At 61.9% G+C, this 25,245-nt stretch carries 23 protein-coding genes and 1 pseudogene; 16 read left to right on the plus strand and 8 right to left on the minus strand.

All coding sequences use genetic code 11. From position 1 onward, the window contains the following. Positions 1–2: 2 nt before the first annotated feature. The 3 genes from trxA to Q8X48_RS27615 all read right to left on the minus strand — a co-directional run bounded on the left by trxA (position 3) and on the right by Q8X48_RS27615 (position 2,187). A complete protein-coding gene (gene trxA, locus Q8X48_RS27605; RefSeq protein WP_007970158.1) occupies positions 3–875 on the minus strand; it encodes a thioredoxin in 873 nt (290 codons plus the stop codon). Positions 876–1,072: 197 nt separating this feature from the next. Next, positions 1,073–1,726, minus strand: coding sequence for a class I SAM-dependent methyltransferase (locus tag Q8X48_RS27610; protein WP_407800925.1), 654 nt, complete (start codon positions 1,724–1,726; stop codon positions 1,073–1,075). Beyond that, complete coding sequence (locus Q8X48_RS27615; protein WP_126047787.1) at positions 1,723–2,187, minus strand: YbaY family lipoprotein; 465 nt, start codon at positions 2,185–2,187, stop codon at positions 1,723–1,725. Before Q8X48_RS27615 ends, Q8X48_RS27610 begins: the two co-directional genes overlap by 4 nt. Before the next feature lie 127 nt (positions 2,188–2,314). Here Q8X48_RS27615 and nrdR point away from each other — a divergent pair, with 127 nt between their 5' ends. From nrdR to Q8X48_RS27675, 12 genes and pseudogenes are all read left to right on the plus strand, one after another. Beyond that, positions 2,315–2,779: a transcriptional regulator NrdR gene (nrdR, locus tag Q8X48_RS27620; protein ID WP_003228656.1), complete on the plus strand. Its 465-nt coding sequence runs from the start codon at positions 2,315–2,317 to the stop codon at positions 2,777–2,779. Then, positions 2,776–3,909 (plus strand): bifunctional diaminohydroxyphosphoribosylaminopyrimidine deaminase/5-amino-6-(5-phosphoribosylamino)uracil reductase RibD, encoded by a 1,134-nt coding sequence (gene ribD / locus Q8X48_RS27625; RefSeq protein WP_407800926.1) that lies wholly within the window; start codon positions 2,776–2,778, stop codon positions 3,907–3,909. Before nrdR ends, ribD begins: the two co-directional genes overlap by 4 nt. A 47-nt stretch (positions 3,910–3,956) precedes the next feature. Further along, on the plus strand, positions 3,957–4,622 hold the full coding sequence (locus Q8X48_RS27630) for a riboflavin synthase (protein ID WP_008018158.1): 666 nt from the start codon (positions 3,957–3,959) through the stop codon (positions 4,620–4,622). Between the two features lie 16 nt (positions 4,623–4,638). Then, positions 4,639–5,730, plus strand: coding sequence for a bifunctional 3,4-dihydroxy-2-butanone-4-phosphate synthase/GTP cyclohydrolase II (gene ribBA / locus Q8X48_RS27635; RefSeq protein WP_007970163.1), 1,092 nt, complete (start codon positions 4,639–4,641; stop codon positions 5,728–5,730). Positions 5,731–5,821: 91 nt separating this feature from the next. Continuing rightward, positions 5,822–6,298 (plus strand): 6,7-dimethyl-8-ribityllumazine synthase, encoded by a 477-nt coding sequence (gene ribH / locus Q8X48_RS27640; RefSeq protein WP_003228649.1) that lies wholly within the window; start codon positions 5,822–5,824, stop codon positions 6,296–6,298. After that, the gene (gene nusB, locus Q8X48_RS27645) at positions 6,295–6,795 is read left to right on the plus strand and encodes a transcription antitermination factor NusB (protein ID WP_007970164.1); all 501 of its coding nucleotides are present in this window, start codon (positions 6,295–6,297) and stop codon (positions 6,793–6,795) included. Before ribH ends, nusB begins: the two co-directional genes overlap by 4 nt. 28 nt (positions 6,796–6,823) lie before the next feature. Next, complete coding sequence (gene thiL, locus Q8X48_RS27650; protein ID WP_407800927.1) at positions 6,824–7,789, plus strand: thiamine-phosphate kinase; 966 nt, start codon at positions 6,824–6,826, stop codon at positions 7,787–7,789. Then, entirely contained in the window at positions 7,786–8,289 is a 504-nt protein-coding gene (locus tag Q8X48_RS27655) for a phosphatidylglycerophosphatase A family protein (protein WP_007970166.1), read from the plus strand. Before thiL ends, Q8X48_RS27655 begins: the two co-directional genes overlap by 4 nt. 66 nt (positions 8,290–8,355) lie before the next feature. After that, positions 8,356–8,755: pseudogene (locus Q8X48_RS27660) on the plus strand (hypothetical protein). A 142-nt stretch (positions 8,756–8,897) separates the two neighbouring features. Next, a complete protein-coding gene (gene ribA, locus Q8X48_RS27665) occupies positions 8,898–9,515 on the plus strand; it encodes a GTP cyclohydrolase II (RefSeq protein ID WP_007970170.1) in 618 nt (205 codons plus the stop codon). After that, positions 9,512–9,931, plus strand: coding sequence for an MFS transporter (locus tag Q8X48_RS27670; RefSeq protein WP_407800928.1), 420 nt, complete (start codon positions 9,512–9,514; stop codon positions 9,929–9,931). The genes ribA and Q8X48_RS27670 overlap by 4 nt, the downstream gene beginning before the upstream one ends. Continuing rightward, entirely contained in the window at positions 9,931–10,770 is an 840-nt protein-coding gene (locus Q8X48_RS27675) for a cobalamin-binding protein (RefSeq protein ID WP_407800930.1), read from the plus strand. The genes Q8X48_RS27670 and Q8X48_RS27675 overlap by 1 nt, the downstream gene beginning before the upstream one ends. 102 nt (positions 10,771–10,872) lie before the next feature. Here the strand turns inward: Q8X48_RS27675 and Q8X48_RS27680 are convergent, their stop codons facing one another. The 5 genes from Q8X48_RS27680 to Q8X48_RS27700 form a co-directional block, all read right to left on the minus strand. Continuing rightward, entirely contained in the window at positions 10,873–12,732 is a 1,860-nt protein-coding gene (locus Q8X48_RS27680) for a TonB-dependent receptor domain-containing protein (protein ID WP_407800932.1), read from the minus strand. 140 nt (positions 12,733–12,872) lie between these two features. Beyond that, positions 12,873–14,771 (minus strand): 1-deoxy-D-xylulose-5-phosphate synthase, encoded by a 1,899-nt coding sequence (gene dxs / locus Q8X48_RS27685; RefSeq protein ID WP_126047775.1) that lies wholly within the window; start codon positions 14,769–14,771, stop codon positions 12,873–12,875. Positions 14,772–14,862: 91 nt separating this feature from the next. Then, positions 14,863–15,750 carry a (2E,6E)-farnesyl diphosphate synthase gene (gene ispA, locus Q8X48_RS27690; RefSeq protein ID WP_407800934.1) on the minus strand — a complete coding sequence of 296 codons (888 nt, stop codon included), beginning with the start codon at positions 15,748–15,750 and terminating at the stop codon, positions 14,863–14,865. Continuing rightward, complete coding sequence (locus Q8X48_RS27695) at positions 15,747–15,989, minus strand: exodeoxyribonuclease VII small subunit (protein ID WP_007970180.1); 243 nt, start codon at positions 15,987–15,989, stop codon at positions 15,747–15,749. The genes ispA and Q8X48_RS27695 overlap by 4 nt, the downstream gene beginning before the upstream one ends. Positions 15,990–16,079: 90 nt before the next feature. Beyond that, positions 16,080–17,231, minus strand: coding sequence for a Fic family protein (locus Q8X48_RS27700; RefSeq protein ID WP_407800936.1), 1,152 nt, complete (start codon positions 17,229–17,231; stop codon positions 16,080–16,082). A gap of 279 nt (positions 17,232–17,510) precedes the next feature. Here Q8X48_RS27700 and Q8X48_RS27705 point away from each other — a divergent pair, with 279 nt between their 5' ends. The 4 genes from Q8X48_RS27705 to Q8X48_RS27720 are packed head-to-tail and all read left to right on the plus strand — an operon-like array spanning position 17,511 to position 25,244. Further along, the gene (locus Q8X48_RS27705; RefSeq protein WP_126047769.1) at positions 17,511–18,302 is read left to right on the plus strand and encodes a YfaP family protein; all 792 of its coding nucleotides are present in this window, start codon (positions 17,511–17,513) and stop codon (positions 18,300–18,302) included. 38 nt (positions 18,303–18,340) lie between these two features. Continuing rightward, on the plus strand, positions 18,341–20,053 hold the full coding sequence (locus Q8X48_RS27710; protein ID WP_407800938.1) for a DUF2138 domain-containing protein: 1,713 nt from the start codon (positions 18,341–18,343) through the stop codon (positions 20,051–20,053). Beyond that, entirely contained in the window at positions 20,050–20,688 is a 639-nt protein-coding gene (locus Q8X48_RS27715; RefSeq protein ID WP_407800939.1) for a DUF1175 domain-containing protein, read from the plus strand. Before Q8X48_RS27710 ends, Q8X48_RS27715 begins: the two co-directional genes overlap by 4 nt. Beyond that, entirely contained in the window at positions 20,685–25,244 is a 4,560-nt protein-coding gene (locus tag Q8X48_RS27720) for an alpha-2-macroglobulin family protein (protein ID WP_407800940.1), read from the plus strand. The genes Q8X48_RS27715 and Q8X48_RS27720 overlap by 4 nt, the downstream gene beginning before the upstream one ends. The last annotated feature ends 1 nt before the right edge of the window (position 25,245 follow it).

The raw sequence follows: 25,245 nt of genomic DNA on the forward strand, positions 1-25,245 counted from the left end.
ATTCAATACAGCGCGGCAAACAATTTACGACGGTACGTGCTCACCAGCGGGTGATCGTTGCCCAGCAACTCGAACACTTGCAGCAAGGTCTTGTGCGGCAAGCCTTCGCTGTAGCTGCGGTTGCGGATGAACAACTTCAGCAAAGCATCCAGCGCAGCGTCGTACTGCTGACGGGCCAGTTGCTGGATCGCCAGTTGATAGACCGCTTCATCGTCCAGCGGGTCTTTCGCCAGCCGTGCCTTCAGGTCGGCGGCGTCCGGCAGGTCCTTGGCCAAACCGAGAAACTTGATCTGCGCCTTGGCGCCGGCCAGCGCGGCCTTGTGCTCGTCGCTCTTGACCGCATCCAGCACGGCTTGTGCCTCGCCCAGTTCACCGCGCTCGGTCAGGCAGCGGGCGTACAGGATCAGCGCCTTGGCGTTGGTATTGTCTTCACCCAGGATCACCTTGAGCAATGCTTCGGCATCGGCAAAGCGGCTGTCGTCGAACAACGCCTGGGCCTGTTCGAACGGATCGGCGGCGGCCGGTGGCGGCATCTGCACATGGGGTTCGAGCAGGGCGCGCACGGCGGATTCGGGCTGGGCACCGGCAAAACCGTCGACAGGCTGGCCGTCCTTGAAGAGCACCACGGTCGGCAGGCTGCGGATGCCGAAGCGGGCGACAATGTCTTGCTCGAGGTCGCAGTTGACCTTGGCCAGCAGCAACTCACCCTGGTAGCTCTCGGCAATGCTCTGCAACATCGGCATCAGCACTTTGCAGGGTGCGCACCATTCGGCCCAGAAATCCACCAGCACCGGCTTGTGGAAAGAGTTCTCGATCACCGACTGGTCGAAATCGGCAGTCGTGGCGTCGAAGATGTACGGCGTTTCCTGACTCATGGGCAATCTCTTGGAAGCGTGAATGGGGCAACTATACGGCTTGGTGGGGGGCGGCCGGAAGCGGTTGGCCGTGAGAGGTGTGTTGCCTGACAGGGCGCCTTCGCGGGCAAGCCCGCTCCCACAGGGATTGAAGTCGCCACAAGATGTGTGGTTCACACCAACCATTGTGGGAGCGGCCTTGCCCGCGAAGCTTTTAACTAGCGCTGCGCATGGTAGAGGCTCACATGCCTAAACTCGTGGGGTTCGGCCAGATCCGGCAGGGTCATGGCCTCGAGCATTTCGATGCGCCGGTACAACGGATGGCGAAAATCCCGTACCCGGGAATCCGCCACCAGCGCCTCTCGGCCGCGACTGAGGAACTGGTCGAGCAGCGGCAGGTTCGCCCGGTCGTACAGCACGTCCGCCACCAGGATCAGATCGAAGCGATCAGCCTCGGCGAAAAAATCCGTCGAGTAGTTGAGCTGCACGTCGTTGAGCTCGGCATTCGCCTGACACGCGACAATCGCCAGTGGGTCGAGGTCGCAGGCCAGTACTTCCAGTGCGCCGGCCCTGGCGGCGGCGATCCCCGCCACCCCGGAACCCGCGCCGAAATCCAGGACCCGCTTGCCTTCGACCCAGTGCGGGTTGGCGGCCAGATAGCGGGCCACGGCCAGGCCGCTGGCCCAGCAGAAACTCCAGTACGGTGGTTCATGCAGGATGCGCCGGGTTTCCTCGGGGCTGAAGGCGCGGTCCATGTTGTCGCCGTCGATCAGCCACAGCTTCAAATCGGTTTCCGGCAACGGGCAGGCCACCAGTTGTGCATCACCGAGCAATTCAGCCAGGGCCTGTTGCAGGTCGAGCGGTGCACTCATGGGGCTTTGACGAATTGCAATTGGCCCAGGGCCTGGGTGGTCGGCTGGGTAATCAGTTGCGATGGCAAGTGCAGGATCAACTGGCCGGACTGGCTGGCGCGGCCTCGCAGTTCCACACGGGCGCCGGTCGGGAAGGACTCCGGATTGAAGCGCAGGTGAAACGGCAATACCTGGTTGTTGCCGATCAGGCTGGAACTGGCTAGCAATTGTTGCGGGCGGTCTTTTTCGTCGATTACCAGCAATGCCAGCTCGACTTCGGCGCCTGCCGGCACGCCTTGCAGGGTGCCGCTCAGCTCACGCTGATAGGCAGGCAAGGGGCCGAGGGCGGCGGCCTCCCGGGCTTTCTTCTGCGCTTGCTGCGGCGCCGGGCCAGGTGTTGGCGGCTGGGGTTTGGGGGCATCGCTGCTGCAAGCCACCAGCAGGCTGAAAACACTGAGCAAAATGAGCGGACGTAACGACATTGGTGGCTCCATAAAGCTGAATTCCATGGATCAAGTGATCATCCCGTCTGTATACCGCAAACCCTATGGCTTGTCTTGCCACCGGGATGCGCTACCATGGCCCTCCCTTTTTTTGTTGCCTGCCACCATGCACTGTCCCTTCTGCGGTGCCAACGACACCAAGGTCATCGACTCGCGTCTGGTCGCCGAGGGCGAACAGGTGCGCCGCCGGCGTGAATGCCTGGCCTGCGGCGAGCGTTTCACGACGTTCGAGACGGCTGAACTGGTGTTGCCGCGCCTGATCAAAACCGACGGCAGCCGCCAGCCGTTCGACGAAGAAAAACTCCGCGCCGGCATGCAGCGTGCGCTGGAGAAGCGCCCGGTGAGCGTCGAGCGCCTCGAATCGTCACTGGTGCACATCAAACACAAACTGCGAGCCACGGGCGAGCGCGAGGTCAAATCCCTCGTGGTCGGCGAGCTGGTGATGGCCGAGCTGCAGAAGCTCGACGAAGTCGCCTACATCCGCTTTGCTTCGGTGTATCGCCGCTTCCAGGACCTCAATGAGTTCCGCGAAGAGATCGATCGCCTGGCCCGTGAACCGGTGAAAGAATGACCACGCCCGCAGAACTTGCCATCCTCGACGCCCATTTCATGGCCCGTGCCCTGGAACTGGCGCGCAAGGGGCATTACACAACGCACCCCAACCCACGTGTAGGTTGCGTGATCGTGCAGGGTGGGCAGATTGTCGGCGAAGGCTGGCACGAGCGCGCCGGCGAGCCTCACGCCGAGGTCCACGCCTTGCGCGCGGCCGGTGAGCAGGCGCGTGGCGCTACCGCTTATGTGACGCTTGAACCGTGCAGCCACCACGGCCGCACGCCGCCCTGTGCCGATGCGCTGGTGAATGCCGGTGTGGCCCGCGTGGTCGCGGCGATGCAGGATCCGAACCCGGAAGTCGCCGGTCGCGGTTTGCAACGCCTGGCCCAGGCCGGTATCGCCACCGAAAGTGGTGTGCTGGAGGGCGAAGCGCGAAAGCTCAACCAAGGCTTCCTCAAACGCATGGAGCACGGCTTGCCGTTCGTGCGGGTCAAGCTGGCCATGAGCCTCGACGGTCGCACGGCGATGGAAAACGGCGAAAGCCAGTGGATTACCGGTCCGGCAGCACGCTCGGCGGTGCAACGCCTGCGCGCCCAGGCCAGCGTGGTGCTGACCGGCGCCGACACGGTGCTGGCGGACAACGCGCGGTTGACCGTGCGTGCCGATGAGCTCGGACTGGACGCCGAACAAACCGCACTGGCCATGAGCCGGCCGCCGCTGCGTGTGCTGGTCGATGGCCGCCTGCGCGTACCGCTGGATGCGCCGTTCTTCAAGGCCGGCCCGGCGCTGGTTGCCACCTGCGTGGCGGTGGAAGAGCAGTACGCCAACGGCCCGGAATGCCTGATCGTGCCCGGCTACGATGGCCAGGTCGACCTGCGTCAGCTGCTGGTCGAACTCGCCAACCGTGGTGTCAACGAGGTGCTGGTCGAGGCCGGTCCACGGCTGGCGGGTGCTTTCGCTCAGCTTGGGTTGGTGGACGAATTCCAGATATTCATCGCCGGCAAGTTCATGGGTTCTTCGGCGCGACCGCTGCTGGACTGGCCGCTCGCGCAAATGAAGGATGCGCCGGCACTCAAAATCACCGAAATTCGTGCAGTTGGCGATGACTGGCGAGTCATCGCCATCCCAGTGCCAGCAGCGAGCGTATAATTTCCGGCCATCGCTATAGCGCTGGCTTTGTTCTCGAGGAGAACCTCATGTTTACCGGCATCATCGAATCCATCGGCAGTATTCGTGCATTGACCCCAAAGGGCGGTGATGTGCGGGTACACGTCGAAACCGGCAAGCTCGACCTGAGCGACGTCAAGCTGGGCGACAGCATCGCGGTCAACGGCGTGTGCCTGACTGCCGTTGAATTACCGGGCAATGGTTTTGCGGCGGACGTCAGTCGCGAAACCCTCGATTGCACCGCCATGAACGACCTGAAAAGCGGCAGCCCGGTCAACCTGGAAAAAGCCCTGACCCCGACCACTCGCCTTGGCGGGCATCTGGTGAGCGGTCACGTCGATGGCGTGGGTGAAGTGGTTGCCCGTACCGAAAACGCGCGCGCCGTGGAATTCCGCATTCGCGCACCCAAGGACCTGGCCAAGTACATCGCCCATAAAGGCTCGATCACCGTCGATGGCACCAGCCTGACCGTGAACGCGGTCGATGGCGCCGAGTTCCTGCTGACCATCATTCCGCACACCCTGAGCGAAACCATCATGGCGTCGTATCAGCCTGGTCGCCGGGTGAACCTGGAAGTGGACTTGCTGGCCCGTTACCTGGAGCGTCTGCTTTTGGGCGACAAGGCCGCAGAGCCGACTGCCGGCAGCACCATTACCGAAAGCTTTCTGGCCGCCAACGGCTACCTCAAATCCTGACTCAAGGGGGTGCCTTGTGGCGCTCAATAGCATCGAAGAACTGGTTGAAGACATCCGCCAAGGCAAGATGGTCATCCTCATGGATGACGAAGACCGCGAGAACGAAGGCGACCTGATCATGGCCGCCGAGTGCTGCAAGCCCGAGCACATCAACTTCATGGCCAAGCACGCCCGTGGCCTGATCTGCATGCCGATGAGCCGCGAGCGCTGCGAACTGCTCAAGCTGCCGTTGATGGCACCGCGCAACGGTTCCGGTTTCGGCACCAAGTTCACCGTCTCCATTGAAGCCGCTACCGGCGTGACCACCGGCATCTCCGCCGCCGACCGCGCGCGTACCGTGCAAGCGGCTGCTGCCCGTGATGCCAAGGCTGAAGACATCGTCAGCCCGGGCCACATCTTCCCGCTGATGGCCCAGGCCGGCGGCACCCTGGCCCGTGCCGGCCACACCGAAGCGGCCTGCGACCTGGCGCGCATGGCCGGTTTCGAGCCGAGCGGCGTGATCTGCGAAGTGATGAACGACGACGGCACCATGTCCCGTCGTGCCGAGCTGGAAGCTTTTGCTGCCGAACACGACATCAAGATCGGCACCATCGCCGACCTGATTCACTACCGGATGATCCACGAACGTACCGTTCAGCGGATTGCCGAGCAGCCGCTGGACAGCGAACTGGGCCAATTCAACCTGGTGACCTATCGTGATTCGGTGGAAGGCGACGTGCACATGGCACTGACCCTGGGCAACGTGTGTGCCGAAGAACCGACCCTGGTTCGGGTGCACAACATGGACCCGCTGCGCGACCTGCTGATGGTCAAGCAGCCGGGCCGCTGGAGCCTGCGCGCCGCCATGTCAGCGGTTGCCGAGGCTGGAAGCGGCGTGGTGCTGTTGCTCGGTCACCCGCTCGATGGCGACGTGTTGCTGGCGCATATCCGCGAAACCGCCGATCACGCCGCGGTGAAAAAACCGACCACCTACAGCACTGTCGGTGCCGGTTCGCAGATCCTGCGTGACCTGGGCGTACGCAAAATGCGCCTGATGTCGGCACCAATGAAATTTAATGCGATATCCGGTTTCGATCTGGAAGTTGTAGAATACGTGCCCTCCGAATAATGACCGGTTGTTCCCGGCCTTGAATTCGCGGTTCAAATATCACTGAGGGACGCGTACGAGACGCGTCCCGGCTCTTTAAGAGATCTAACGAATGACCCTGAAGACCATCGAAGGTACCTTCATCGCCCCTAAAGGCCGCTACGCTCTGGTAGTGGGCCGTTTCAACAGCTTCGTCGTTGAAAGCCTGGTCAGCGGTGCCGTTGATGCCCTGGTTCGCCACGGCGTGAGCGAAAGCGACATCACCATCATCCGCGCACCTGGCGCCTTCGAAATTCCGCTGGTTGCACAGAAAGTCGCTCAAAAGGGCGAGTTCGCGGCAATCATCGCCCTGGGCGCAGTCATTCGTGGCGGCACTCCGCATTTCGAATACGTGGCTGGCGAATGCACCAAGGGCCTGGCCCAGGTGTCCATGGAGTTCGGCGTACCGGTTGCATTCGGCGTGCTGACCGTTGACTCCATCGAGCAAGCCATCGAGCGTTCCGGCACCAAGGCCGGCAACAAAGGTGCTGAAGCTGCCCTGTCCGCTCTGGAAATGGTCAGCCTGCTGGCGCAGTTGGAGGCCAAGTGATTAGCGACGATAGCGATCGTTTCAACCCGCGCGATCCAAAGCCTGCGGATGCCGGCAAGCCATCGAAAAGCGCCAAGCGCCGCGAAGCCCGTCAGCTCGCGACTCAGGCGCTGTACCAATGGCACATGGCCAAGCAGTCGCTGAACGAGATCGAAGCGCAGTTCCGGGTCGATAACGATTTCAGCGATGTCGACGGCGCGTACTTCCGCGAAATCCTGCACGGGGTTCCGCAGTTCAAGACCGAAATCGACACCGCACTCAAGCCTTGCCTCGATCTGACCATCGAAGAGCTGGACCCGGTTGAACTGGCGGTTCTGCGCCTGTCCACCTGGGAACTGCTCAAGCGCGTCGACGTGCCGTACCGCGTTGTGATCAACGAAGGTATCGAACTGGCCAAGGTCTTCGGTTCCACCGACGGCCACAAGTTCGTCAACGGTGTGCTCGACAAGCTGGCCCCGCGTCTGCGTGAAGCTGAAGTGAAGGCGTTCAAGCGCTGATTGGCGCTTGGAATGTCGACACGAAGCCATGGGCGAGTTTGAGCTGATCCGCAATTTCTTCGCCGCCGCGCCTTGTGCGCAGGGCGGCGAAGGCGTTGCCCTCGGGATCGGCGATGACTGCGCCTTGCTGGCTGTTCCTCCTGGGGAGCAGTTGGCGATTTCTACCGATACGCTGGTGGCCGGCGTGCATTTCGCCGATCCCTGCGATCCCTTTCTGCTCGGTCAGCGCTCGCTGGCCGTGGCCGTCAGCGACCTGGCCGCCATGGGCGCCACACCAATCGCCTTTACCCTTGCCCTGACCTTGCCGACGGTGACCGCCGATTGGCTGCAAGCCTATGCCCGTGGGTTGAACACCATGGCGCAAAGCTGCGGCGTGGCACTGGTGGGCGGTGACACCACCCGTGGGCCGCTCAGCCTGACCATGACCGTATTCGGTCGCGTGCCGAGTGGCCAGGCGCTGACCCGCAGCGGTGCGCAGCCGGGCGATCTGCTGTGTGTCGGCGGCGATCTGGGCAATGCCGCCGGTGCCTTGCCATTGGTGCTCGGCCAACGCACGGCCGAGACGAGCGTTGCCGAGCCGTTGCTGGCCCACTACTGGTCGCCGCAACCGCAGCTTGGCCTGGGGCAGGCGCTGCGGGGCAAGGCCACTTCGGCGATGGACATCTCCGACGGCCTGCTCGCTGATTGCGGGCATATCGCTCTGGCCTCGAAGGTCGGTATCGAAGTCGAGCGGGAGCGTTTACCGCTGTCGCAGAGCCTGGTCGACTTTCTCGGCCGATCGGACGCCCAGGTGGCGGCCCTGAGCGGTGGCGACGATTACGTGCTGGCGTTCACCCTACCGTCCGTCGAGTTGCCGCTATTGCTGGCCGACGGCTGGCCGATCCATGTGATTGGGCGGGTGGTGACGGGGCAAGGCGTGACGCTGCTGGACGCCGATGGCCAGGACATCACCCCGCAAACCCGGGGTTATCAACATTTTCGGGAGTCACCGTGACAGATCATCCCAAGCAGGTCCCGGCGGAATTCGTACCGCCGTCGGTCTGGCGTAATCCATGGCATTTCCTGGCGTTCGGCTTCGGCTCGGGCACCTTGCCAAAGGCGCCCGGCACTTGGGGATCGTTAGTTGCGCTCCCTTTTATTCCGTTGTGGCAGATGTTGCCCGACTGGGGTTACTGGCTGATGCTTGGCATCACCATGCTGTTCGGCTTCTGGCTGTGCGGCAAAGTGGCCGACGATTTGCGGGTACACGACCATGAAGGCATCGTCTGGGACGAAATGGTCGGGATGTGGATCACCCTGTGGCTGGTGCCGGAAGGTTGGCAGTGGTTGCTGGCAGGCTTCTTGATGTTCCGCTTCTTCGATATCCTCAAGCCATGGCCGATTCGCTGGATCGACCGGCACGTGCATGGCGGCGTTGGCATCATGCTCGATGATGTCCTGGCCGGGGTGTTCGCATGGTTGGCGATGCAGGGACTGGTGTGGTTTTTCGCCTGATCAAGGGGTGCCAGGCGTTAATCGGGGGAGCAGGGATGGTTCTACGCGGATTGATAGTGCTTCGCGATGTTTTGCTCTTTCGCCCCAGCGGGAGGAGGAGCTGCTACGCCGCTGTCGGTGATTCATCTGGCCAGCGACGACTGGGAAGACTACACCGCCGCCGACGGTCATGGCCTGGGCTGGGACGTGCTGCGACAAGTGTTCGAGCCGGCAGGTGTCAAAGTGCACATCCGCACCGAGCCCTACCTGCGTTCGCTGGGCCTGGCCGAGCGTGGCCAAAGATCCCTCCCGGTTGCGCAATACCCATATCGCCGAGTTGCCGTTGTACCTTTGCTTTGCCAAGACCCCAAAGGCGCGTAGCCTGATGACCCTGTTCGATCACCGTATGGAGACGTTGGTAAAAAGCGGTGAGCTCAAACCGATCTTCGAGCGCTGGAAACAGCCTTATCCGTTTGATTCGAACTGAAGGGCTGACACAGAGCCCTGTGGGGCGCATATCAAACTTTTTGATGGTTATCGCCGATAATTCAGCCTAAGCGTCGCTCGGAACCTGCTGTTACAATGCCGGCTCTGCGAATCTTCAGAACTTTTAGATCAGGAGCACACCGGTGCCTGTCGTTTTTGTCGCCGCTTCCAAGCTGCCAACGCCTTTTGCGCAATTCACCATGCACGGCTTTCTCGATGAAGGCACTGGCCGCGAGCACGTTGTGCTGAGCCTGGGTGAGTTCGACGACGGTGCCCCTGTACTCGGCCGGTTGCACTCCGAATGCCTGACTGGCGATGCGCTGTTCAGCCAGCGTTGCGACTGCGGGTCGCAACTGGAGGCCGCTTTGCAGGCCATCGCCCGCGAAGGTCGTGGCGTGTTGCTGTACTTGCGCCAGGAAGGTCGTGGCATTGGCCTGCTGAACAAGATCCGCGCCTATGAGCTGCAGGACGGTGGCGCCGATACCGTCGAAGCCAACGAGCGTCTGGGCTTTGCCGCTGACCAGCGTGACTACGCCATGTGCTTGCCGATGCTGGAGCACCTGGGCGTGAAGTCATTGCGCCTGATGACCAACAACCCGCGCAAGGTCAAGGCCTTGACCGACATGGGGATCGCGGTCGCCGAGCGCGTGCCGTTGCACACGGGCCACAACCCGCATAATCGACTCTACCTGGCGACCAAGGCCAGCAAGCTCGACCACATGATGGGCAATGAACATCAGGGCGAGGTAGACCGGGCGTGACCCGCGGTCAGGTTCGGCGGCGACTGTCCGTCAACTGGTGGCAATACCTGGCTCTGGCCCTGTTGCCGCTGTTTGTGATCAACGCGGTGTTCGGCCAGAGCGAAGCCATTCTGCCAATGCTGGCGATGCCGTTGTTCATCGCCGGTGTCGCCTCGATGTTTGTCAGCCTGAAGTTTTTCGGCGCCTACAAGCACGCGCTGATCGCCACCCAGAAAGCCCTCGATACCCCTGAAGAACCTGGCGCGTGGATCAACCTGGCGGCGAAACGCCGTACAGCGTTCCTTGCCGCCGGCCTGCCAGCGTGGATCGGTGCCCTGGCGGTGTTCGTCGGACTCGAAGCGGTGCCGCTGATGCTGTTGGCGCTGTCGACCGCCGTGCTGTTCTACCTCTACCGTATTCCGCGTCAGCTCGGTTGATGCGCGCGCTCTGGCTGGCGGTTTTGCTGCTGGCCGCCAGCCGATCGACCATCGCGGTCGAGCGGGTCGTCAGCCTTGCACCGTCACTCTCTGAAATCGTTGTTGAACTGGGTTCTGCCGACCTCCTGGTCGGTGTGCTGGACGCCGGTGAGCGACCGGCTGAACTCAAGAACCTGCCCTCCGTTGGCCGCTATGGCCAGTTGGACATGGAGCGGCTGCTCAGCCTGAAGCCCGATCTGTTGCTGCTATGGCCCGGTAGTATCGGCCCGGCCCAGCGCGACCAGCTCAAGCACCTGAACATTCCCACCTACGTCGCCGAACCCCACAGCCTGGAGCAACTCACCGCGCAAATCGAGGCCATTGCCGCTCGGCTCGATCGGCCCGAACGCGGCGTTTCATTGGCCAGCGACTTGCGCCGACGACTGGGCGAACTGCGCCAACGCTATCGACGGGACAAGCCGCTACAGGTGTTCTATCAGGTCTGGGATCGGCCGCTGTATACGGTTGGTGGCGAGCAGATCATCAGCGACGCGCTGGAGGTCTGCGGAGCCCAAAACGTGTTCGCCGACCTGAAGCTGCCGGCACCGCAGATCAGCGTGGAAGCCGTGTTGCAGCGTAATCCCGAGGTGATTCTGGCCAGCGATCAGGCGCAGCTTGACGCGTGGAAAGCCTGGCCGCAGGTGGCGGCGGTAGCACAGGGGCAATTGCGCCTGGTGACGGACAAAGGCCTGGAGCGACCGAGTGGGCAGATGATCGAGGCGACTGCAAAGTTGTGCCAATTGATCACACCCTGTGGCGAGGGGGCTTGCCCCCGTTCGGGTGCGCAGCACACGCAATAAGATTAATGCGATGTATCTGAGAAATACGGGTATAGGATTTTGGGGCCGCTTCGCAGCCCAACGGGGGCAAGCCCCCTCGCCACAAATGATCGAGTTGAGCTTTTAGATCTCCGGCGTCCATGTCACCCCGAACATCCACGCCCGACCTTCCTCGCGATACCCGTACTGGCTGCCTTGGTAGCTGTACAACGCCCGGCTGTAACCCTTGTCCAGCAGGTTGTCGACCTTCAGTTCCAGCCGGACTTCACGATTGAGCTCCCAACTGCTGCGCAGCCCCAGCAAGGCATAGCCGCCGAGGGGCTGTTGATTGTTCTGGTCGTCATAGCTGCTGCTGACCGCTTGCCAACTGGCGCCGAGGCCCAGGCGATCGAACTGTCGGTCCAGATCCCAACTCAAGGTACGCCGCGCGCGACGGGCCAGGGTGTGGCCCGTGTCACGGTCGCGCGGATCGATGATCGCCACGCCGAGATTGCTCTGCCAGTCGAACAGTTCCTGCTTCAGCGTTGCTTCGAAGCCGTTGATCCGCGCCGAGGCAACGTTCTCGGGGCGCGAGTTGCTGCCGAAGATGATCGCGTCTTCAAGGTCGGTGCGATACAGCGACGTTTCCAGACGACTGCTCTCGGTCAATTGGCTGCGCCATTGCAGCTCATAGCTTTTCGAGGTTTCAGGCTTGAGGTCCGGGTTGCTGAAGTCGGGGTAGTACAGATCGTTGAACGTCGGTGCGCGGAAGCCTTCGCTGTAGGTGAACAGCACTTCGTTGTTCGGGTTCAGCGGCAGGGTGAAGGTGCCGCTCCAGGTGTTCTGGCTGCCAAATTGCTGGTTGTCGTCGTGACGCAAACCCAGCTCCGTGGAGAAACGCTCGGCCCGATAGCGATGCTGGATGTACGCCGCACGGTTCCAGCGACTGTCTTCATCGAACGCGGTGCTGCTGTTGATCCGGTCTTCATACCAGTCACCTCCCAGCAGCAGACTGTTGCGCTCGTTGAGCGTCAGGTCGTTCTGCCAGTTCACCGAATCCCGGTAGGTGTTGAACACGCTGCGTTCGTCACTGAGTTTGTCGAGGGTCTTCTCGCGGTTTTCGCTGTGGCCGAGTTCAACACGGGTTTTCCATGCTTCATTGATACGCGCGTCGATGTAACTGCTGACACTGCTCACATCGAATTCGTTGTATGGCTGCTGTTGGACTGCCCCGAACGGGTTGTCGAATTCGCTTTTGCCGCGATTATCCAGCGCGTTGGCGCCGATCTCGATGTCATCGCTGAGTGCGTGGCTAACACTCAGGCTGAACGACTGGTTTCGGTACTCGTCATGGTCGCCGTCGCTGGGGTATGACTGGTGGGTGCGATTGATCCCGGCGCTTTCGTCGAGGCTGGCGCCGAGATTGAAACGGGTTCGTTCGTCCCCGCCGGACAAGCCAAGGCTGCGCTCCCAGGTCTGGTTGCTGCCAAACGCCGTGTGCAGGCGTGGTTGCAGGCCCTGTTCGCCGCCACGGCGGGTGAAGATCTGGATTACCCCGCCAATCGCATCGCTGCCATAAATCACCGAACGGGAGCCGCGCAGCACTTCCACGCGCTCGACCTGATCGATGTTGATGTGCTGCAGGTTGCTGTCGCCGGAGGTCGAGCTGCCGATGCGCTGACCGTCCACCAGTACCAGGCTCTGGGCTGATTGCGTGCCGCGGATGTAGACACCCGGCACACTGCCGCGCCCGCCGGCCTGCACGATTTGCACGCCCGGTACGCGGCGCAGCAGGTCGGTGACGCTATCGGGTTGCAGGCGATCGATGTCGTCGCGGGTGAACACGGTGTTGGCGGCGCTGCTGTCGTTGCGCGCTTCGACCTGGCGGTTGGCGCTGATCAGCACGTCGGGCAGCTTCAGCGCTTGATCGCGTTCGAAGGTGTCGGCCAGCAGTTGACCAGCCGGCAGCAGGGTCAGCGCCAGGGCGAGGGGAGAGAGTTTCATGGGTAGTCCGTTGGTGTTTCGTGGTGCACACAAATCAAATGTGGGAGCGGGCTTGCTCGCGAAGGCGTCGGTACAGCCAACATTGATGTTGGATATACCGGCCTCTTCGCGGGCAAGCCCGCTCCCACAGGGTTTTGCGTTTAGATGTTGAGCAGTTGCAGGCGCTCGCGGATCGATGCCTCGATCCCGGCTTCATCCAGCCCGCACTCGGCCAGCATTTGCGCAGGCTTGGCGTGCTCGACGTAGATGTCCGGCAAGCCCAGGTGCAGCATCGACTTGAGGATGTTTTCCCGGGCGAGGAATTCGCTAACCGCGCCACCGGCGCCGCCCATGATTGCGTTTTCCTCGACGGTCACCAGCAGCTCGTGGCTGCCGGCGATTTCGCGAACCAGCGCTTCATCCAGCGGCTTGACGAAGCGCATGTCGACCACGGTCGCGTCCAGCGTCTCGGCGACTTTCAGGGCTTCGGCCAGTTGCACGCCGAACACCAGCAAGGCGACTTTGCTGCCTTGGCGGCGAACTATGCCCTTGCCGATCTCGATCGGCTCGAGGTCTTTCTCGATGGTCGCGTTCGGGCCATTACCGCGTGGATAACGCACAGCCGCCGGGCCTTCGTACAGGTGACCGGTGGTGAGCATCTTGCGCAGCTCGTTTTCATCGCTCGGGGTCATCACCAGCATGCCGGGGATGCAGCGCAGGAACGACAAATCGAAGCTGCCGGCGTGGGTCGGACCGTCTTCGCCCACCAGACCTGCACGGTCGATGGCGAACAGCACGTCGAGATTCTGCACCGCCACATCGTGGACAAGCTGGTCGTAGCCGCGCTGCAGGAAGGTCGAATAGATGGCCACTACGGGTTTGGCGCCTTCGCAGGCCATACCGGCGGCGAGGGTCACGGCGTGCTGCTCGGCAATGGCCACGTCGAAGTAGCGCAGCGGGAAGCGTTCGCTGAAAGCGACCAGGTCCGAGCCTTCCTTCATCGCCGGGGTAATCCCGACCAGGCGCGGATCGGCAGCCGCCATGTCGCACAGCCATTCGCCGAACACACCGGAGTACTTAGGTCCGCTGGCCTTCTTCGGCGCGGCGGCCGGAGCGTCCAGCGGTTCGAGTTTGGTTATGGCGTGGTAACCGATCGGGTCGACTTCCGCCGGAGCGAAGCCTTTGCCTTTCTTGGTGACGACGTGCAGGAACTGCGGACCTTTCAGGTCGCGCATGTTGCGCAGGGTGGCGATCAGGGTCGGCAGGTCGTGGCCATCGATCGGGCCGATGTAGTTCCAGCCCAATTCTTCGAACAGCGTGCCGGGAACCAGCATGCCTTTGGCATATTCTTCGGTGCGGCGAGCGATTTCCCAGGCACCGGGCAGGCGCGACAGCACTTTCTTGCTGCCTTCGCGCATGCTCGCGTAGGTGCGGCTGGAAAGGATCTTCGCCAGGTAGTTCGACAAACCGCCGACGTTGCGCGAGATCGACATGTCGTTGTCGTTGAGGATCACCAGCATGTTGGCGTCCACTTCCGGCGCATGGTTCAGCGCCTCGAACGCCATGCCCGCGGTCAACGCGCCGTCGCCGATCACCGCGATCGCCTTGCGCTCGCTGTTTTGCAGGCGGGCGGCAATCGCCATGCCCAGCGCGGCACTGATCGAGGTGCTGGAGTGGCCGACGCCAAAGGTGTCGTACTCGCTCTCGGAACGGCGCGGGAACGCAGCGACACCGTCCTTCTGGCGCAGGGTGCTCATGCGCTCGCGACGACCGGTGAGGATCTTGTGTGGATAAGCCTGATGACCCACGTCCCACACCAGCCGGTCGTCCGGGGTGTCGAAGACGTAATGCAGCGCGATGGTCAGCTCGATCACGCCCAGGCCTGCACCGAAATGCCCACCGGTCTGGCCGACCGTGTAGAGCAATTCCAGGCGCAACTCATCGGCCAGGGTTTCCAGCTCGGCTTCGCCTAACCGGCGCAGGCCGTCCGGCGTGTTCGCGCGGTCGAGCAGGGGCGTGGTCGGGCGCTTGCGGGGAATCTCATGAAACGTCGTGGGCATCAGGCGAATCGTTATAGGTATAAAAGATGCGGCAGTTTACCTGATGCTTCGCCCCCTGCCCACGCGTTGGTCTTTTTTGGTGGATTCGCCTTCAACTGCGGCGATCGACGATATACCGGGCCAGATCCCGCAACGGCTCGGCCGCCGCGTCAAACGGTCGCAGGGCATGCAGGGCCTGGTCGCGCAACTCCAGGGCATAGGCCTTGGCGGCGTCGAGGCCGAGCAGGGCCGGGTAGGTCGGCTTGTCCCGGGCAATGTCCGCGCCCTGGCGTTTGCCGAGGGTGGCGGTATCGCTTTCGACGTCGAGAATGTCGTCCTGGACCTGGAATGCCAGGCCGATGGCCTGTGCATAAGTCTGCAGGGACTTGAGTTCGTCTTTCTCGGCACGACCGCTGGCCAGGGCGCCGAGTTTGACGCTGGCTTCGATCAGCGCACCGGTCTTGTGCCGGTGCATGTATTCCAGGGCTTTCTGGTCAAGCTTCAGGCCGACCGAACCGAGGTCGATGGCCTGACCGCCGACCATGCCTGCCGGGCCCGCCGCCAGTGCCAGGGCGCTGACCATTTGCAGGCGGATTTCGGCATCCGACGCGCTCAGGCGCGGGTCTAGCAGGGCGCTGAAGGCCAGGCTCTGCAAGCCGTCACCGGCGAGGATCGCGCAGGCTTCATCGAATTTCTTGTGGGTGGTGGGCTGGCCGCGGCGAAGATCGTCATCGTCCATGGCCGGCAAATCGTCATGCACCAGTGAATAGGCGTGGATCAGCTCCACCGCACAGGCGGCACCGTTGGCTTGCTCAGGCTTGCCGCCCAACGCTTCACACGCGGCGTAGGCCAGCAGGGGACGCACGCGTTTGCCGCCATTCATCACGCTGTAGCGCATGGCTTCGTACAGCCGCGCCAACTCGGGGCCTGGTGCCGTGAACAGGGTTTCCAGCGCCGCATTGACGCGGGCCTGGCTGGTGGCCGAGTACGCTGCAATCATTCTGGCTGATCCGCGTCGAAGGGTTCCTCGGCCAACTCGCCATCACGCTCGAGCAGCACCTGAACCTTTTGCTCGGCCTGGGCCAGCGCCGCCTGGCAATCGCGGGTCAGACCGATGCCTTGCTCGAAAGCGGCCAGCGAGTCCTCCAGCGACAATTCGCCATTCTCCAGACGCTCCACCAGCGTTTGCAGGTCGGCGAGGGACTGTTCGAAATCCAGTGCAGCTTTTTTGCGGGCCATGGCGGCGATTTCCGGTTGACGTTAAACCGGCGCGACACTAGCAGATAGGGGGTTTATGGGCAAATGAGCGGGGTGTTTGGTGCAAGGGTTTCAGCGCTCAGGATGCGCTTGGTCGGGATATTTGATCTGGTAGCGAGTACTGCGCCCGCCACCCGGCAGGCGTTGCAGGCAATCCTTATCCAGCAGTTCGGCCAGATGCCGGGTCGCGGTCGCTTTGGAGACTTTCGCAACGGCTTGATACTGCGCCGCACTGATCCCGCCTTCGAATCCGCGCTCCCCGCCGTCCAGCAAACGATTCAGTACTTTGGTCTGCTCGGTCGACAGCTCGGACTCCCGGTGCGCCTGCCAGAAGCGCGCTTTGCCCAGCACGGATTCGATCCGTGCCATGGCCTGTTGCAGGCTGCGCAATAGAGTTTGCAGGAACCATTCGAGCCAAACCGTAATGTCCATGTTGGATTTCTGGCAGGTTTCCAGCACCCGATAATAGCCGGATCGATCCTCGAGAATACTCGCCGACATGGCATAAAAACGGATCGCCTGAGCTTCGCCTTGAGCCAATGCAAGGTCGGTGATCGTCCTGGTCAGGCGACCGTTGCCGTCGTCAAACGGGTGGAGTGTGACAAACCAGATGTGTGCGATGCCAGCTCGAAGCAAAGGGTCGGGCCCGAACTGACTTCGGCTGGTTTCAAACCATTCGAGGAAGGCATTGAGTTGGCGCTCAAGGCCCAGGCGAGGCGGTGCTTCGAAGTGCACGGTCGGTCTGTCGAGACGACCGGAAACCACTTGCATTGGATCATCGCCGCGCAAAGCACCTACACGAATGCTTTGCGCGGCCAAGCCGATTTCCTGTTCCGGAAACAGCCACTCATGCCAATCCAGCAATCGTTCAAGTGTCAGCGGCTCGGCGAAATGCCGGGTAGCATCGAGTATTAATTGCGCGAGCCCTTCACTGCGCTTGCTGATGTTGTCGCCATCATTGAGCTCCAACCCCAATCGCCGCGCCAATGAAGAGCGAACTGAACCGACATTCAGCTGTTCTCCTTCAATAGCCGATGAGGTGACGATGTTTTGCAACAACGTATCCAGCTCACTTTGCGCGCTCAGCGAACTGCCCACGGAACTGGCCATGCCCATTAGCCGACCTTGTGCTTGAACGCACTCGCGTAACAAGGGCGCCAGTCGTTCGGCACTCCAGGTGAACCCCGGCCAATCAGGCTGCTGCCATATCCATTGAGGTGTCATGAACTTGATGCTCTATGTAGGGTTGAGCCGATTAGATGGGCTATTCGGCTCATATAGTGAGCCGAATATGGCGCGTATTCGGCTCACCGTCCACCCGTTATCGTGATTCCCACCGCAATTTCGGGGCCATCCGATTGTTAAAAAACACCCGAATGGCTAACCTTCGAGCCCTATACGACCTGGCAGTCACGGGGTCTTTCAGACGAAACGCAGTATTCCCATCTGTAACGCGCCCAGGATCAGGCGCAAGGTTTCGTCATGCATGGCAGGAGGCGTCGCATGCGCTTATTTCTTTTGCTGCTGATCGGGCTGTCTATCGCGCCCTCGATTCTGGCCGCGCCGAATGCCGGGTTGTCGGAACCGGTGGGCGGCTGGCGCTACAACGGTTTGCTGGATCGCACGGAAAACCCGCAAGTCGCCTATCCCACGCCGCCCATCGACCGGGGCGTGCAGCGCAATCGCACGATGATCGAAGGCCAACTCAAGGCCCTCGGCACTCAGCGTGGGCCGCACACGCTGGCGGTCAACGGCAATCCCTTGAATCTGTACACCGACGACCAGGGCCGTTTCGCCCGGCCCTATGCGTTCGGCGCCGGTTCCAACAGCGTCGAAGTGCGTAGCGTTGAAGGCCAGTCGCTCAAGCGCGTTCAATTCTATGAAGCCAACAATCTGCGGACCCCGGCGCGGATTCGTGTGGTGCTGGGCTGGGACGACCCGAAGGCCGAACTCGATTTGCACATCATTACCCCCGACGGCCAGCACGCTTTCTGGGCGCACTCGGCGCTGACCAATGGCGGCGGCCTCGACCCTGACGGCGTCGATGGCCCGGGTCCGGAGATGTTCACCATGACCGCGCCGCTGCGCGGCACCTATCTGGTTTACGTGAACTATTGGGGCAACTTCGGCAGCGGGGGCTATAACTTCGATGAGACCGGCAACCAGAATGAGGTAATTACCTCGCAGATCAACCTGGTGCTCAACGAAAACACCGTCGATGAAAAACGCGAGACCTTCATCGTGCCCCTGCGCGCAATCGGCGACCTGTTGCTGGTCAAGACTTTCAACTATTAAGCATCCCGCTCCACGGATGAACATCGGGTTTTGTGAACATGAGTGATAGCACTGTTACTCCGGCCGCTGGCGCATCCGCGGCCAAACCTTCCCTGCATTGGCCGACGCTGCTGATCGGAATATGCCTGGTCGCTGGCGTGGCCGGTGGGTTGGGATGGCTCATGCACAAACCCAAGGCGCCGGCGCCTGCGTTGGCCAGTGACAAACTGGGTATGGGTCGCCCGGATGGTTTGCTGGAAACCCATTCCTTGAGCCAATTGCCCAAAGACCTGCTCGCGGTGCCCTTCCTCAAGGAAACCCTGACCGAAGATTTCGTCTTCTACTACGAAACCCACGCCGATCGCCTCGGCCTGATCGGCAGTCTGCGGCGGATCATCTACGAGCATGACCTGAAGTTGCAGGACACCCTGATCGAGCAACTGTTCGATCAGCCTGCCGACGTAGCGTTGTGGCGCGGGGCGGACGGGCGGCTCAAGGATTTCCTGCTGGTGATGGATCGCGGCGGTCTGGCCAAGGTGCTGGAACCGCTGGCCAAAGTCGCGTTGGACGACTCGCAGTTGAGCAAGGTCGCTGACGTGAAGGTCGGCAGCGAAGACGTGCCGCTTTATCAGCTCAATTACAACGCCAGCAAGGCGCTGCTGTTCGCGTCCCATGGCGACAAACTGGTGGTGCTGTCCAATCCGGCGAAACTCTACGATCCGCAAAGCGGTGCAACGGAGGAACCGGGCAGCGTATCGACCACGGCGGTTGCTGCGCTGCTCAATGGCGAAAAACTGTTTCCCGAAGCCTTCGGCCTGCCACCTCGTGCGCCGCAGGTGAAACAACGCCTGTCGGTGAATGCCAGCGTGCTGGCCATGGGTTACCAGCGTTTCATTCCGAACTTCGCCGGCCTGCGTTTCGACATGGACGACAATGGCTGGCACAGCTTCCTGGCCATGGATGAACTGGAGAATCAGCCGGATTTCGATTTCAAACCGATCTGGCAAGCCATGCCCATGGGGGCCAGCGCTTGCGTGGCGTTGCCGCTGGCTGCCGAACAACAGCAACCGCTGCTGGAGAAACTCGGTGCCGAGGAGAAGGTTGCCCAGGCATTGACCGAGCACATGGCCGGCGCGGCGGGGCTGTGCTGGTATGCCGATTCGCGGTTGTACACGCCCCTGCTGGTGGCCAGCCTCAACGATGACGACGGCGGCAAGCTCGATGGGGATCTGGGCAAGCTGTTCGGCTCGATGGTCGGTGCGCACGAGAGCAATGTCAAGGACGGTGCCTTCCCGGTGGTGGAAAAACAGGAAGGCAAGAGCCACCAATGGCAACGTCAGGTCAGCTCCAGTTTCGGACCTTATGCGGCCAAGGAAGCTCAAGATCCCGATGCCATCACCGGCAAGGCGTTCATGAAAGTCAGCCTGGCGCGCCATGGTTCTACGTTGCTGTTTTCCCTCGACGACAAGCTGGTGGACAAGGCCCTCGGCACCCTCGACAAACGCTTCCCGCCGATGGCCGACGTTGTGCCCAAGGATTTGCTGATGCCAGTCTATTTCGGTCCCGATTCCATGGCGCAACTGATGCAGCAGGAAACCCTCGACAGCCTGCCCCAGGACATGGAACCGGTGTTCTACAACGCCGCGCAAACCTTCCTGATTCCGAAACTGCGCACGCTCGGTGGCTATGGCAAATACGCTCTGACCTTACCTGAAGGCAGCGAGCCAGACGGCCACTGGCAGTGGCTGCCGCTGGAGTGGAAAGCGCTGTGACGGCATTGATCCGCAGTCTCGGTCTGCTGGCGTTGTTGCTGAGCGCAGGTGTCCGCGCTGTCGAGACACCATCGCTCGATCCGCAGCAATCCCAGGTGTTTCGTGCCTGGTTCGTGCGCATCGCCCAGGAGCAACTGAGCCAGGGCCCGAGCCCTCGCTGGTATCAGCAGGATTGCGCCGGGCTGGTGCGCTTTGCCGCCAATGAAGCGCTGAAAGTCCATGACGACAAATGGCTGCGCAGCAATGGCCTGTCCAATCGCTACCTGCCGCCGGAGCTGCAATTGAGCGACGCCCAGCGCGGTCTCGCCCAGCAGTGGCAGCAGGGCGGCGGCAAGGTCGGGCCGTACGTCAACGCGATCAAATTGATCCAGTTCAACAGCCATCTGGTCAGCCGCGATGTGTCACAGGCACGCCCCGGCGACCTGATGTTTTTCGATCAGGGCGACGACCAGCACCTGATGATCTGGATGGACCGCTACATCGCCTATCACACCGGCACCACCACACCCACCGACAACGGCATGCGTTCGGCAAGCCTGCAGCAACTCATGACATGGAAGGACACCCGATGGATACCCGACGCAGCCAACCCCAACTTCATCGGCGTCTATCGACTGAATTTTCTCTCCCAATGACCGGTGCCCGCATGCTGCGTTTTCTGTCTCTGATGTTGGTGTGGATGCTGCCACTCTCGGTGGTTAACGCCGATGACTCGGTCCCGGCCAGCGGCTATGCGCCGGTGGCCGGCGAGAGTTTTTTCCTGCTGGCCGACAGCAGTTTCGCCAGCGATGAGCCGGCGATGGTGCGCCTTGAAGCGCCGGGTCGCGACTATCGCCGGTTTCGCATGGAACCCTATGGCGGCGCGGACATTCGGGTGTATCGCATCGACAAGCCGCTGGACTTCCTCAAACGCCAGAAGAATCTGCATCGGGTGGTCAGCGATGGCCAGTTCAAGGGTGAAGGTCTGTCCAACACCCTCGCATACCTGTGGGACAACTGGTATCGCAAATCCCGCCGGGTGATGCAGCGGGCGTTTTCTTACGAGTCGCGTAAACAAGTCACCGAGGAAGTGCCGGAACTGAAGATGGGCAATGCGATGGCCGCGCCAACGCCCTACGATGCGCAGCCGCAATTCGCGTTGATACCGGGTTTGCCGGTGGTCAGCCAGTTCCGTTATCCGTTGTGGCAGGCCAAGCCGATCCAGCCACCGGCGGGGGTGAACCTGGCCGGATCCTCCAGCGAGTTTGTCAGTGTCGCACCGGGCAATGTGTACATCCCGTTGGGCACTCTCAAACCGGGTCTTTATCTGGTGGAAGCGCTGATCGGCAAGTACCGCGCAACTACCATGGTGTTCGTCTCCAACACCGTGGCGGTGAGCAAGATTGCCGGTGACGAATTGCTGGTGTGGGCCGCGCGCAAACACGAAGGCAGCTCGGTGCCGAAGGTCAATGTGCTGTGGACCGACGGCCTGGGTGTGATGAGCAGCGGCGCCACCGATAGCGACGGCTTGCTGCGCCTGAAACACGTCAGCCCCGAGCGCTCCTTCGTGATCGGTGAAGACGAAGAGGGCGGGGTGTTCGTCTCCGAGAATTTCTATTACGACAGCGAAATCTACGACACCAAACTCTATGCCTTCACCGACCGGCCGCTGTATCGGCCGGGGGATTGGGTGTCGCTGAAAATCGTCGGACGTGAATTCAAGAACGCGCGGGACTCGGTGCAGCCAAGCGCTGCCGACGTCAATGTGAGCGTGCTCGATGCCACCGGCACGGCGCTGCAATCCCTCGATCTGAAGCTTGATTCCAAGGCTGGCACCCAGGGCCGCTTCCAGTTGCCGGACAATGCCGTGGCCGGTGGTTATGAACTGCGCTTCACCTACAAGGAGCAGACCTACAGCAGCGCCTTCCGCGTCGCTGAATATATCAAGCCGCACTTCGAGATTTCGCTCAATCTGGCCAAGCAGGATTACCGCACCGGCGAGCCGGTCAAGGGCAACCTGGTGCTGCTGTACCCGGACGGCAAACCGGTGGTCAATGCGAAATTGAGCCTGAGCCTGCGCGCCCAACAGCTGTCGATGGTCGACAACGAACTGCAATACCTCGGGCAATTTCCGGTGGAGCTGACCAGTACCGAACTGAGCACCGACGCCAAGGGCAACGCAACGCTCGACCTGCCCGCCGCCGACAAGCCGAGTCGCTACATGCTCACCGTGTTCGCCAGCGACGGCGCGGCGTATCGCGTCAAGACCACCAAGGAAATCCTCATCGACCGTGGCGCGGCGAACTTCCGCTTGAGCGCGCCCCGACGCTTCAGCGCGGTGGGCGACAAGGTTGCGTTCAGCTACACCCGCGAAGGCGAGCAGGCCCAGGCCGTTACACCGGGCAGCTACGGCTGGGTGCGTCTGGAAGACCAGAGCACCGGCGAAGGCAAACTCGCGGCAAGCGACAAAAGTTTCACCCTGGCTTTTGACCGGCCAGGCACCTACAACCTGACACTCAAGGATGATCACGGTCGCGTGGTCGGCGCCACCGGGCATTCGGTCACCGGTGAAGGTGTCAAAGCCGTACCCGGCACCGTGGAAATCGTCCTCGACAAGCCCGAGTACATCACCGGCGATGAAGCGCTGGCGCTGATCACTTTTCCGGAACCGGTCAACGATGCCTTTTTGTCGCTGGAGCGGGACAAGGTCGAGGCGACCGCGCTGCTGTCCAAAGGCGGTGACTGGCTGAAGACGGAAAAACTCAGCGATACCCAATACCGCGCGCGCATCCCGGTGAAGGACGGCTTCGCGCCGAACCTGACCTTCTCGGTGCTGTACACCAAGGGCGGTCAGTACAGCTTCCAGAACGCCGGCATCAAGGTGGTAACACCTCAGATCGATGTGGTCATTGCCACCGATAAAGACACCTACCAGCCGGGCGAAACCGTCTCGGTGGACCTGACGACTCAATTTGCCGGTAAGCCGATCCCGGCGCACCTGACGGTCAGCGTGGTCGATGAAATGGTCTACGCCCTGCAACCGGAAGTGGCGCCGAGCATCGACCAGTTCTTCTATCACCCGCGGCGCAACAACGTGCGCACCAGCGCCAGTTTGTCGTTCATCAGTTATGACGTCGCCTTGCCGGGCAGCCCCGGTGCACCTGGCAAAGCCAATCGCAGTGAGCGCGGCGTGAAGGTGCTGGAGCGGCCGCGTCGCGAGGATGTCGACACGGCGACGTGGCAGCCAGAACTGCTGACCGACGCCAACGGCAAAACCCGTTTCACCTTCAAGATGCCCGACTCCCTGACCCGCTGGCGCATCACCGCCAGGGCCATCGCCGATGACGGTCAGGTCGGACAGAAGAAGCAATTCGTTCGCTCGGAAAAACCGCTGTACCTGAAGTGGAGCGGGCCGAGCCGATTCCGTACCGGCGACAAACCGGACCTTGGTGTGTTCGCCTTCAGTCAGGCCGAGAAACCGCTCAAGGCCGAACTGGTGACCCGTTACGCCGGCAACGAACAGCGCGTACCTGTCACCCTGAACAGTGGCATCAATTACATCCCGTTGCCGGCGTTCGAACTGGTCAATGGCGAGTGGAGCGCCGAGCTGGTGCAGGACGGCAAAACCGCTGACGCGTTGACGGTGCACCTGAGCGCGACCGGTGAAGGCTGGCGGGTAACGCAATCCCAGAGTCTCGATGTGAGCAGCGGCGATACACCGCTGACTCTGCCGGCAGACGCGACCGATATACGCCTGCGCCTGGATGACAGTCCGCAAGCGTTGTTCCGTTCGGCCCTCGACGACCTGTTGAGCTACCCCTACGGTGGTGTCGAGCAGACTGCCAGCCGCCTGTTGCCGTTGAGCATTGCCTACCCGACGCTGGCGGCGAATCCGCAGATCCGCGATCGCTTGCGCCTGATCATGCAAAACAGTCGCCTGCGCCTGGTACAAATGGCCGGTCCTTCGGCGAGCTTCACCTGGTGGGGCATGGACGGCGAGCCGGACGCGTTCCTCACCGCCTACGCCTATTACGCCGACTGGCACGCCAGCCGGGTGCTGGACTTGAGCCTGCCGCCGGAACACTGGCAGCGGGTGCTGGAGGTCTACGCCAAACAGGCGAACAACACGCCGCTGTTGCAGCGGGCGCTGATCCTGTCGTTCGCCAAACAGATGCAGTTGCCGGTCAACACCTTGCTCAGTGGCCTGATGGATGATCTGGCGAAAGCGGGCGAGGGCAGTGCCGCGAATCTGATGGAAGGCGGTGAAGACAGCCTCGTCATGAGCGATCCTGACTCAGCCTTGGGGCTGGCTGCCGCGCGAGTGCTGACGGCCTCGCTGGCCAGGCAGGCGAAGGTCGCTTTGCCGGATGCGTTCAACCGGCAACTGGCCGACGCGCAGCAACGTCTGGCGGTCAGTTCCCAGCCGTTTGCCGAAGCGCTGAACCTGTCGCTGCAACCCTTCGATCAGGCTCACGCACAGGCGTTGCTGCAACGCCTGTTGCCGCAGCAATCGACCCTGGAACGGGCATTGGCGCTCACCTGGCTGCAACGCAGCATCGAGCAGGCATCGCCCACCATTGCATTGGCCCCGGGTGAAGGCTGGAAGAAACAGTACGGGGTTTCTGGTGAGATGTATTGGACGTGGCAGGGGCCTGCGCCAGTGCCGACGGTATTGACGCTGAGCGGGGTGCAGGAGCGTCCGCTGCGCGCTGCATTGAGCTACCGGAGCCAGCAGCCGACGGTCGATCCGATGGCCGTGACCATCACCCGTCGCCTGTCGCGATTGGTGCCGGGGGATGAGGCGTTTACCTTCAAACTCGAAGCGGTCGGCAACGCGCCGCTGTCCAGCGACAGCCTCTATCTCGACGAGGTGATCCTCACCAGCAAAGCCGCCAAACCGCTGCGCTACGGCCTGCTGGAAGTGCCGCTGCCACCGGGTGCCGATGTCGAGCGCACGACCTGGGGCATCAAGCTCATGGGTAAGGCTGGTACCGAACCGACATCGCTGGAGAAGGCGCGTTTCGAGCCGGGGCAAATGGCTTATGCCGTTCCGGTCGATGCCTTGAGTGGTGAATTGCGCCTGCGGCATCTGGTGCGTTTCTCGCAGAAGGGGCAGTTCAACCTGCCGCCGGTGCGATTCACCCAGGTGTATGCGCCGCAGCATCAGGCGATGGAGCAAAAGGCAGCCCTTGGCCAGGTCACGGTTCACTGAC

Source organism: Pseudomonas sp. QLc11A (assembly GCF_052112305.1).
GTDB lineage: Bacteria > Pseudomonadota > Gammaproteobacteria > Pseudomonadales > Pseudomonadaceae > Aquipseudomonas > Aquipseudomonas laurylsulfatiphila.